This is a genomic window from Amycolatopsis eburnea (assembly GCF_003937945.1).
GTDB lineage: Bacteria > Actinomycetota > Actinomycetes > Mycobacteriales > Pseudonocardiaceae > Amycolatopsis > Amycolatopsis eburnea.
This window is the reverse complement of the sequence record NZ_RSEC01000032.1, coordinates 283,648-293,404: the sequence shown is the minus strand read 5'-3', so window position 1 is coordinate 293,404 and position 9,757 is coordinate 283,648. Positions and strand designations below refer to the sequence as shown.

The window sequence follows — 9,757 nt, the reverse complement described above, 5'->3', positions numbered from 1 at the left end:
GCGGCCGCAGCCCCCGCGCTGACGACTTCTCCGGCCACCGCTCCCGCGGTCCGGTCGAGCCCCCGGCACCCGACACCGGGGGCTCGACCGGGTTTTCAGGCCGCGGCGGCTTCGGGGGCCGGCGCCGGGGTTTCCCAGCGCGGCTTGACCCGCCGCATCAGCGCCGCCGACAGGATTCCCAGCAGCAGCACGCCCATCGGCAGCAGCATCGTCACGCGGGCGGCGTCGGTGAGTCCACTGTGGACCGCGTCCGAAGCCAGCTTCCCGGCCTGCGCGGCGATTTCCGCCGGCAGCCCCGGCATCGGCGACGGCCCGCCGGCCGAGCCGAACTCACCGGTGCTCGCCGCGGCGTGCGCGATGCCTTCCGCGAACGGCGCCCGGTACTGCTCCGGCAGCTGCGAAGCCGCCTTCGTCGCTTCGTCGGCGATGGACGCGCTGATCCGCGCCTGCAGCAGCACGCCGATCGCCGCGCTGCCCAGCACGCCGCCGACCTGGCGGGCGGTGTTGAAGATGCCGGACGCCGTCCCGGCCAGCCGCGGCTCGACCGACCCCATCGTCATGTTGCTCATCGGCGAGAAGATGCAGCCGATGCCGAGCCCGCACACCAGCAGCGCGGGGATGAACGCCCACGGGCTGCTCGTCGGCGTCGCCTGCAGCGCGATGATCCCCAGCCCGGCCGCGAGCGCGGCGAGGCCGAACACCACCAGGTACTTGCCGTTGACCTTGTCCGACGCGCGCCCGACGAACGGCGCCACGATCCCGGACAGCAGCGACATCGGCGCCGTCAGCAGGCCGCCCATGGTCGGGGTCAGCCCGAGCACCGACTGGATGTAGATGACCAGCGGCAGGAACATGCCGGTCATCGCGAAGCCGACCGTGGTCGCGGTGAGCGTCCCCGCGGAGAAGTTCCGGTTCGAGAACACCTGCAGCGGCAGCAGCGGCTCGCGCTTGTTGAACCGCTGCCACACCAGGAACGCGGCCAGCAGCACCACGCCGGCGCCGATGATCTCGAAGACGGTGACGCCGCCGAAGACCGTGCCCCAGTCGTACTGCTGGCCGTTCTGGATGCCGAACACGATGCAGAGCAGCGCCGCGCTGGACAGGAAGATCCCCAGCAGGTCGAACGAGTGCGAGTGCTTCGGCTGCCAGTCCGGGACCAGCAGGAGCGTGAGCACGATGGCGACCACGCCGATCGGCACGTTGACGAAGAAGATCCACTCCCAGCCGAGGTGGTCGACCAGCACACCGCCGAGCAGCGGGCCCGCGATCGTCGCCAGGCCGGCGACGCCGCCCCACATGCCCATCGCCGGGCCGCGCTTGGCGGGCGGGAACAGGTGCGTGATGAACGCCAGCGTCTGCGGCGTCATCAGCGCGGCCCCGAGCCCCTGCACGGCCCGCGCGGCGATCAGCATCTCGGCGTTGCCGGAGAGACCGCACCACAGCGACGCGCCGGTGAACACGGCCAGCCCGGCGAGGAACACCCGCTTGGGGCCGAAGCGGTCGCCGAGCCGGCTGGTGAACAGCATCGGCACCGCGTAGGTGAGCAGGTAGACGCTGATCACCCAGACGATCGAGTTCAGCCCGGCGTTGAGCTTGTTCAGCATGGTCGGGATCGCGATCGACACGATCGTCGTGTCGAGCAGGATCATGAAGAAGCCGAGGCACAGCGCGCCGAGCGCGGCCCACGGGTTAGCTTGTCTGGCGTTCATCGTCGTCTTCCCTGGTGATGAGCGTGAGCTGGGGTTGTTCGCAGTCCTGGAACGGGATCCGCCCGGACCTGAGGTCGTCGATGAGCCGCTCGGTCCACTCGAGCTCGAACTTCCGGTGGTCGCAGTGGTAGCGCCAGTCGAGCCAGTAGATCTCCGGCGTCCCGTCCGCGGCGAGGTGGTCGAGCACGGCCTGGTCGGCGGCGACGCCGGCCCGCAGCCGCGTGACGCGGTGGTCGAGCTCGAGCAGCGAGGCTTCCCGGCCCAGCTCGTCGATGACGGCGAGCCCGGAGAGGTAGGCCGGGTACTCCTTCGTGAGGTCCCCCAGGAGTTCGCGGCCGCGCTGGTTGAACTCGTCGAGGCCCGCCTGCGTCATGCCGTAGACGGTCCGTTCGGGCCGCCTGCCGTCACGCTGCGTGTCGACGACCTCGATGAAGCCGTTGCGCTGCAGGCGTTCCACGGTGTGGTAGAGCGAGCCCGCCTTCACGTTGACCCGCGTGTCGACGTACCGCTCCCGCATGAGCTGAGCCATCTCGTACGGGTGCATCGGCTTCTCGTGCAGCAGCTCGAGCACGGCGATGCCGAGCGGCGTCAGCTTGGCCGAGGCCATGGGGCGATCCCTCCAGGTCGGTTATTCCACGTGGACTATACGGCGTGGGTTAGTGACCGGTCCACGGCCATTCCTGTGACCGTCCGTGCACGGGGTGAAGGCCCTCATGGTGTCGTCATGGGGAACAACCTGTACTATAGTTGGTATATATGTACTAAAGTACAGGTTGGTGCGATGGAGCTGAATCGGCCGCTGGCCACGGTGACTCCGACTCTGGACGGCGACGTGCTCGCCGTCCTGGCCGGCTTCGAGGGGACCTATACGACCGGTCAGCTGCACCGCGTGCTGGGCAGGCACTCGGAAGAGGGGATCCGGAAAGCCCTGCGGCGGCTGGTGCGCCAGGGTGTGGTGCACGCCGACCGGGTGGGCAACGCTTTCGCCTACCGGTTCAACCGGGACCACCTCGCCGCGGAGTACATCACCGGACTGGCGGGACTGCGGGGGAAGCTGCTCGAACGGATCGAGGCCGCTTTGGCGGCCTGGAAACCGCGGCCGCGGTACGCGGCGGTGTTCGGCTCGGCCGCACGCGGTTCCATGACTGCCGAGAGCGATATCGACCTCCTCCTCGTTCGGCCGGATGACGCCGACGAAGATCGCTGGGGTCTTCAGGTTGACGGCTTGGCTGCCGATGTTTCCCGGTGGACGGGCAATGACGCCCGGATTCTCGAATTCACCGTGGCCGAGGTCGTGGCTCGCGGCCGCGACGAGCCGGTACTGAGCGACGTGGTGCGCGACGGCCTCACTGTGGCCGGTCGCCACGCCTGGCTGGCCGGGCAGATCCGGAAGAGAAAGAGCTGAAGTGCGAACGAAGAGATGCGGTCCCGACGTCCTGCGCGGCCGCTTGGCGAAGGCGGAACAATTCTGGGAAGTGGCCGGAATGGTGCGCGACCTCGCCGACGAGCAGGACCCCAGTGAGATCGGGGACGCGTACGTGACTCTCTGCGTGCACGCCGGGATCGCCGCCGCCGACGCGCTCTGCTGCGCGGGGCTGGGTGAGCACGCGCAGGGTGAGAACCACGTTGACGCGGTCGAGCTGCTCGCCAAGGTGGACAAGGATGCGAGCCGGGCCCTGCGCGCGCTCCTGTCGTTGAAGACCAAGGCGGGCTACAGCCACACCTCCGCCACGTCCGAAGACTTCAAGCGGGCCGGTCGGACTGCCGAAGCGTTGGTGATGCGAGCGCGGCGCCACTAGTTCGTGCTAAGAACTATCTATAGTAAGTTCGTAGCACGAACTACCACTGGGAGGAATCATGACGTACTTCGGCATCGGCGTCTCGACCGCGGTCGCCGCCGTCCCGGCCACCCTCGACCTCGCCGTCCAGGTCGATCGCGCGGGCCTCGACCTGCTCACCGTCTCCGATCACCCCTACCACGCCGACCGGCTCGACGCGTACGCCGAGATCGGCGTCCTGCTCGGGCGCACCGAACGGATCTCCGGCCTGGTCAGCGTCACCAACCTGCCGACGCGCCCCGCGTCCATGCTCGCCCGCACCATCACCAGCCTCTCCGCGCTCACCGGCGGGCGGATCGTGCTGGGCATGGGCGTCGGCGGGCTCTGGGACGACATCGCGCGGCTCGGGTTCACCAAGCTGAGCCCCGGTCAGGCCGTCCGCGCCTTCGAAGAGGGCATCCGGCTGGTCAAGATGCTCGGCGGGGGCGGCGGCCCCGTCACCTTCGACGGCGAGTTCCACCAGGTCACCGATCTGGTGCCGGCGGACGAAGCCATGCCGCCGGTGTGGACCGGGTCCGTCGGGCCGAAGTCGCTCGCCGTCACCGGGCGGGTGGCCGACGGGTGGATGCCCGGGCACGCCGCCGACTGGCTCAGCGAGCGCTTTCGCACCTCGCGGCCGGTGATCGACGAAGCCGCCGTCGACGCCGGGCGCGATCCCGCCGACGTCGTCACCGTCTACAACTTTCCCGGCCGCATCACCACGACTCCGTTGGCGAAGACCCGCGCTGACGACGGGCGCTGGATCGGCGGCTCGCCGGAGCAGTGGGTCGAGGAGCTGACCGGTGCGGTGCTGGAGCACGGCGCCGCCGGGTTCGTCCTGTTCGGGCCCGGTGGCAGCACGCCCGACGCGGAGTCCGCCGCGCGGTGGGCGGGGGAGATCGTGCCCGCCGTGCGGGAAGCCGTCGCGAAGTAGGCTGGCGCGATGGGGAAACACGGGGAGGACCTCGGTGTGGTGGCCGGGCTCGTGCGGGCGTCGTTCCTGGTGAACGCCGTCTACGCCGAGTCGGCCCGCGAGTACGGGCTGACCGTGCAGCAGGGGCAGCTGCTGTGCGTGCTGATGGCGCAGCCGTACGGCATGGGCGAGCTCGGCGCGACGCTCGGCCTCGAGAAGTCCAGCCTGACGGGGCTGGTCGACCGCGCGGTCCGGCGCGAGCTCGTCCGCCGCGAGCCCGACCCGGACGACCGCCGCGCGGTGCACGTCGTGCTGACGGCCGAAGGGCGTGACCTGGCGGAGGAGTTCTACGCGGCGACGTGCCGGCGCGTGGACGAGCTGGCGGCCGGACTGCCCACATCGGACCGCGACCGGCTCGCGGCGCTGCTGGGCCGGGTGGTGCGCGACAACGAGGTGCCGACTGTTTTCCTCGACGTCATCTGAACCCGACTTTCGTCGGGCCGTCGCCGGGTGACAGTGGGAGCGCCAGGTTCCCCGCCGTCGAGGAGCACCATGAAGCGCCTCATCCCGTTCGCCGTCGTTGCCCTTTTCGCCGGGTTGCTCGCCGCTCCGGCGCACGCCGCCGTCGTGCACCGCGTTCTGTTCGACAACACCAAAGCCGAGACCGCCGGCAACGCCGACTGGATCGTCGGTACCTCCCAGCCCGATCCGACGGCGCAGAACTCCGCGCCGCAGAAGGAAACCGACTGGACCGGCGCGCTCTCGGCGTGGGGCGTCGCGCTGCAGAAGACCGGACAGTACAGCGTCAAGACGCTGCCGCCCGGCAACACCATCAGCTACGGCACCGGCGGCGCGCTCGACCTCCAGAACTTCGACGAATTCGTGCTGCCCGAACCGAACGTCGTGCTGAGCGCGTCCGAAAAGTCGGCCGTCATGCGGTTCGTCCAGAACGGCGGCGGGCTCTTCCTCATCTCCGACCACACCGGCAGCGACCGCAACAACGACGGCTGGGACTCCCCGGAGATCATCAACGACCTGATGACCAACAACGGCGTCGACAACACCGACCCGTTCGGCTTTTCGGTCGACCTGAAGAACATCTCCAGCGACCACCCGGTGGCCATCAGCGACGCCACGAACCCCGTGCTGAACGGCGCTTTCGGCAAGGTCAAGCACAGCCTGATCGCCAACGGCACGACGTTCACCCTCAAGCCGGCCGACAACGCGTCCGTGAAAGGCCTCGCGTACCTGAGCACGTCGTCGCCGGGGAACTCCAACGCCTTCTTCGTGACGAGCACCTTCGGCTCCGGCCGCGTCGCGATCTGGGGCGACAGCTCGCCGGCCGACGACGGCACCGGCCAGTCCGGCAACACGCTCTACAACGGCTGGACCGACTCGACGGCCGACAACGCGGCGCTCGGCCTCAACGCCACCGCGTGGCTGGCCGGCAGCGGCACGACCACGCCGCCTGGCAACTGCACCGCCGGGCAGCTGCTCGCCAACCCGGGCTTCGAGTCGGGCGCGACCGCGTGGACGGCGTCGTCGGGCGTGATCGGCCAGCACGGCACCGACGAACCGGCCCACGCCGGGACGTGGAGCGCCTGGCTCGACGGCTACGGCTCGGCGCACACGGACACCGTGAGCCAGACCGTGACGCTGCCGAGCGGGTGTTCGGCGTACACGTTCTCGTTCTGGCTGCACATCGACACGGCGGAGACGGGCACGACCGCGTACGACAAGCTGACCGTGAAGGCGGGCAGCACGACGTTGGCGACGTACAGCAACCTCAACGCGGCGAGCGGGTACCAGCAGCGAAGCTTCTCGTTGTCCGCGTACGCCGGTCAGTCCGTGACGCTCAGCTTCAGCGGCGTAGAAGGCTCACAGCTGCAGACGTCCTTCGTCGTCGACGACGCCGCCGTCAGCGTGAGCTAGCTGGGGAAGCCCGAAGCGCGCCAAGCACCTTCGCCGGGGTGGAGCGGTCTACGCAGCGAAGCCGCGTGATCGCCCCACCACGACGTACGCGGCTTCGGCTTCTCCGGCGCCTTTGCGGCCGACGCCGCGGCGACGACCGCCGTCAGCGCCGCCAGCTCGGCGTCGCTCGGGTTCCCGCGGACCACCCGCAGCAGGGGACGCTTCTCCTCGCTCACAGCGGGATGTTCCCGTGCTTCTTGGGCGGCAGCGACTCGCGCTTGTTCCGCAGCAGCGACAGCGCCCGCGCGACGTGCCCGCGGGTGTGCGCCGGCACGATCACCGAGTCGACGTAGCCGCGTTCGGCCGCCGCGTACGGGTTGAGCAGCGTGTCCTCGTACTCCTGGATCAGCTCGGCGCGCAGGGCGTCGACGTCGCGACCCTCGTTGGCCGCGTTCGCCAGCGTCTTGCGGTGCACGATGTTCGCCGCGCCCTGGGCGCCCATGACGGCGACCTGCGCGGTCGGCCAGGCGAGGTTGATGTCGGCGCCGAGGTGCTTGGAGCCCATGACGTCGTACGCGCCGCCGTACGCCTTGCGCGTGATGATCGTGACCAGCGGGACCGTGGCTTCCGCGTAGGCGTAGATCAGCTTCGCGCCGCGGCGGATGATGCCGTTCCACTCCTGGTCGGTGCCCGGGAGGAAGCCCGGGACGTCGACGAAGGTGAGCACCGGGATGTTGAACGCGTCGCAGGTGCGCACGAACCGCGCGGCCTTCTCGGACGCGTCGATGTCGAGGCAGCCGGCGAACTGCGTCGGCTGGTTGGCGACGACGCCGACGCTCTGGCCGTCGACGCGGCCGAAGCCGACGATGATGTTCGGCGCGAACAGCTCGTGGACCTCGAGGAAGTCCCCGTCGTCGACGACGCGGGTGATCACCTCGTGCATGTCGTACGGCGTGTTCGGCGAGTCCGGGATGATCGTGTCCAGCTCGCGGTCGGCGTCGGTGACGTCGTCGAAGAACCCGGCCGGGCTGTCCGACGGCTCGAACACCGGCGCGTCGGACAGGTTGTTCTGCGGCAGGTAGGAGAGCAGTTCCTTGACGTAGGCGATGGCGTCCTCGTCGTCGGAGCCGAGGTAGTGCGCGACGCCGGACTTCGTGTTGTGGGTGCGGCCGCCGCCGAGCTCCTCGAAGGTGACGTCCTCGCCGGTGACCGTCTTGACGACGTCCGGGCCGGTGATGAACATCTGCGAGGTCTCGTCGACCATCACGATGAAGTCGGTCAGCGCGGGGGAGTAGACGTGCCCGCCCGCGTTGGCGCCCATGATCAGCGAGATCTGCGGGATGACGCCGGACGCCTTGACGTTGCGGTTGAAGATCTCGCCGTAGAGGCCGAGCGAGACGACGCCTTCCTGGATGCGCGCGCCGCCGCCCTCGTTGATGCCGATGATCGGGCGGCCGGTCTTGATCGCCAGGTCCATGACCTTGACGATCTTCTCGCCGTAGACCTCGCCGAGGCTGCCGCCGAAGACGGTCACGTCCTGGCTGAACACGCAGACCGGGCGGCCGTCGACGGTGCCGTACCCGGTGACGACGCCGTCGCCGTACGGGCGGTTCTTCTCCTGGCCGAAGTTGGTCGAGCGGTGCCGGGCCAGCTCGTCGAGCTCCACGAACGAGTTCTCGTCGAGCAGCAGCTCGATCCGTTCCCGCGCGGTTTTCTTGCCCTTGGCGTGCTGTTTCTCCACCGCGCGGGCCGAGCCCGCGTGCACCGCCTCGTCGTACCGGCGGTACAGGTCGGCCAGCTTGCCGGCCGTGGTGTGGATGTCCGGTTCATCCTCGGGCGGCGTCCCGAGCGGCTCCGTCGCACTGCTCATGCCACGGGAGCTTAGCTACTTGCCGGTCACTTCGCGTGTGGCGTAGGCAACGTCCATGGACATCCGGACCCTCGCCGCGGCGGACCTGCCCGCGTGCTCCGACCTGGCCGAATCCCGCTCGTGGCCGCGCGAGCCGCCGAAGTGGGCCCTGCTGCACCAGGTCGGGCGCGTGTTCGGCGTGCCGGCTCCGGACGGCGCCGGCCTGGCCGCCACCGCGGTGCTGGTGGCGTTCGGTCCGGTGGCGTCGATCTCGATGGTGCTGGTCGCACCCCGCTACGCGCGGCGGGGGCTGGGCCGCGCCATCACGGCCCACGCGGTCGCGGCGGCGGGGGAGGCGGTGGTGTGGCTCCACGCGTCGAAGCTCGGCCGCCCGCTGTACGAGTCGATGGGTTTCGTCGCCGACGGCGGCTGCCAAGGCCACGTCGGTCGATTTGCCGACGACGGCGGACCGGGTGCGTCGCCGGGGAGCTTGTCCGACGTCGTCCAGCTGGACCGCGCGGCCCACGGTGTGGACCGGATGGCGCTGCTGGAACGGCTGGGGACCCCGTTCGTGGTCGACGGCGGCTTCGCGTTCGGCACGGACATCGGGCACGTGACGGTGATCGGCCCGGTGGTGGCGGAGACGGAAGAGCAGGCGAAGGCCCTGATCCGCGGGGTGGCGCGGGCGGCGCCGGGGGAGGTCCGGGTGGACCCGGACTTCCGGTTCCCGGCGCTGACGGCGTGGGTGCGCGAGCGCGGGCTGGCCCCGGGCGCACTGGCCCCGCGGCTGGTCCTCGGCGGGCGGCCGCTCCCCGGCGACGCGGGGAAGCGGTTCGCCCCGTTCACGCGGGCCGTGGGTTAGACGGCGGGTTCGGGCGTTCCCGTGATCGCCTGCTTTTCGGCGCCCGTGATGCCGAATTCGATCGTTTTCGTGATCCAGTAGGCGCTGAACACCCAGAGCCCGGCGGCTTCCACCCAGAAGAGGTTGACCCAGCCCGCCCAGTCGAAAAGGCCGACCACGGCGGGGAGCAGGATCATCAGCCAGCCGATCGTCCGGTACGTGACGCGGAAGATCTTCTGTTTGTCCTCCGGGAGCAAGAAGACGGTCTTTTTCGCGCAGAGAATCGCGGTCAGGCCGATGCAGACGAAGGTGATGATCGCGAAGACCGCGTGGCCGGCCGGGAAGGTGAACTCGGCGGGCGGGCGGCCTTCGGGGACCGCGCACGGCAGCATGGCGACCAGGATGGCGCTGACGCCTGCGATGTTGAGCAGCCAGTTCTCGAGCGGGGTGAAGATCTTGTACAGGACCATGAAGGTCCCGGTGGTGACCAGTGCGCCGACGAACACGTCCCGCAGCGGGGTGTGGTAGTAGCCGCTGATCGAGTCCGGTTGCGGGCCGGCGTCGGTCAGCGGGCCGACGAAGAGCAGGAAGAAGGGGAGCAGGAACGCGATTCCCGCCATTCCCCAGCGCAGGGCGTAGTAGGTCTTGGCGATGTAGGTCCGCAGGGTTTCGCTGTTCGGTGGATTGTTCATGACGGCACCTCGGAAATCTCGTGTG

Annotated in this window: 11 protein-coding genes; 6 read left to right on the top strand and 5 right to left on the bottom strand. The window is 69.7% G+C overall.

Going from position 1 to position 9,757, the window contains the following annotated elements:
- Positions 1-95: 95 nt before the first annotated feature.
- Complete coding sequence (locus EIY87_RS09080) at positions 96-1,709, bottom strand: DHA2 family efflux MFS transporter permease subunit (RefSeq protein WP_125307210.1); 1,614 nt, start codon at positions 1,707-1,709, stop codon at positions 96-98.
- Positions 1,690-2,316 carry a PadR family transcriptional regulator gene (locus tag EIY87_RS09075; RefSeq protein ID WP_125307209.1) on the bottom strand — a complete coding sequence of 209 codons (627 nt, stop codon included), beginning with the start codon at positions 2,314-2,316 and terminating at the stop codon, positions 1,690-1,692. The genes EIY87_RS09080 and EIY87_RS09075 overlap by 20 nt, the downstream gene beginning before the upstream one ends.
- Positions 2,317-2,433: 117 nt before the next feature.
- On the opposite strand from EIY87_RS09075, the gene EIY87_RS09070 reads away from it, so the two are divergent.
- From EIY87_RS09070 to EIY87_RS09050, 5 genes are all read left to right on the top strand, one after another.
- Positions 2,434-3,114 carry a nucleotidyltransferase domain-containing protein gene (locus EIY87_RS09070; protein ID WP_225439788.1) on the top strand — a complete coding sequence of 227 codons (681 nt, stop codon included), beginning with the start codon at positions 2,434-2,436 and terminating at the stop codon, positions 3,112-3,114.
- A 1-nt stretch (position 3,115) separates the two neighbouring features.
- Positions 3,116-3,508, top strand: a complete 393-nt coding sequence (locus EIY87_RS09065; RefSeq protein WP_225439786.1) for a thiamine pyrophosphate-dependent enzyme — start codon at positions 3,116-3,118, stop codon at positions 3,506-3,508.
- 58 nt (positions 3,509-3,566) lie between these two features.
- Positions 3,567-4,460: an LLM class flavin-dependent oxidoreductase gene (locus tag EIY87_RS09060; RefSeq protein WP_125307208.1), complete on the top strand. Its 894-nt coding sequence runs from the start codon at positions 3,567-3,569 to the stop codon at positions 4,458-4,460.
- A 9-nt stretch (positions 4,461-4,469) separates the two neighbouring features.
- Positions 4,470-4,922, top strand: coding sequence for a MarR family winged helix-turn-helix transcriptional regulator (locus tag EIY87_RS09055; RefSeq protein ID WP_125307207.1), 453 nt, complete (start codon positions 4,470-4,472; stop codon positions 4,920-4,922).
- A gap of 69 nt (positions 4,923-4,991) precedes the next feature.
- Positions 4,992-6,371: a M6 family metallopeptidase gene (locus tag EIY87_RS09050; protein WP_125307206.1), complete on the top strand. Its 1,380-nt coding sequence runs from the start codon at positions 4,992-4,994 to the stop codon at positions 6,369-6,371.
- Here EIY87_RS09050 and EIY87_RS09045 read toward each other — a convergent pair.
- Together EIY87_RS09045 and EIY87_RS09040 are read right to left on the bottom strand one after the other, a co-directional pair.
- The gene (locus EIY87_RS09045; protein WP_125307205.1) at positions 6,368-6,586 is read right to left on the bottom strand and encodes an acyl-CoA carboxylase subunit epsilon; all 219 of its coding nucleotides are present in this window, start codon (positions 6,584-6,586) and stop codon (positions 6,368-6,370) included. The two genes, EIY87_RS09050 and EIY87_RS09045, sit on opposite strands and share 4 nt — an antisense overlap.
- Positions 6,583-8,220 carry an acyl-CoA carboxylase subunit beta gene (locus EIY87_RS09040; protein ID WP_125307204.1) on the bottom strand — a complete coding sequence of 546 codons (1,638 nt, stop codon included), beginning with the start codon at positions 8,218-8,220 and terminating at the stop codon, positions 6,583-6,585. The genes EIY87_RS09045 and EIY87_RS09040 overlap by 4 nt, the downstream gene beginning before the upstream one ends.
- 55 nt (positions 8,221-8,275) lie before the next feature.
- Here EIY87_RS09040 and EIY87_RS09035 point away from each other — a divergent pair, with 55 nt between their 5' ends.
- Complete coding sequence (locus tag EIY87_RS09035; RefSeq protein WP_125307203.1) at positions 8,276-9,061, top strand: GNAT family N-acetyltransferase; 786 nt, start codon at positions 8,276-8,278, stop codon at positions 9,059-9,061.
- Here the strand turns inward: EIY87_RS09035 and EIY87_RS09030 are convergent.
- Positions 9,058-9,732, bottom strand: a complete 675-nt coding sequence (locus tag EIY87_RS09030; protein WP_125307202.1) for a hypothetical protein — start codon at positions 9,730-9,732, stop codon at positions 9,058-9,060. The two genes, EIY87_RS09035 and EIY87_RS09030, sit on opposite strands and share 4 nt — an antisense overlap.
- Positions 9,733-9,757 lie beyond the last annotated feature (25 nt).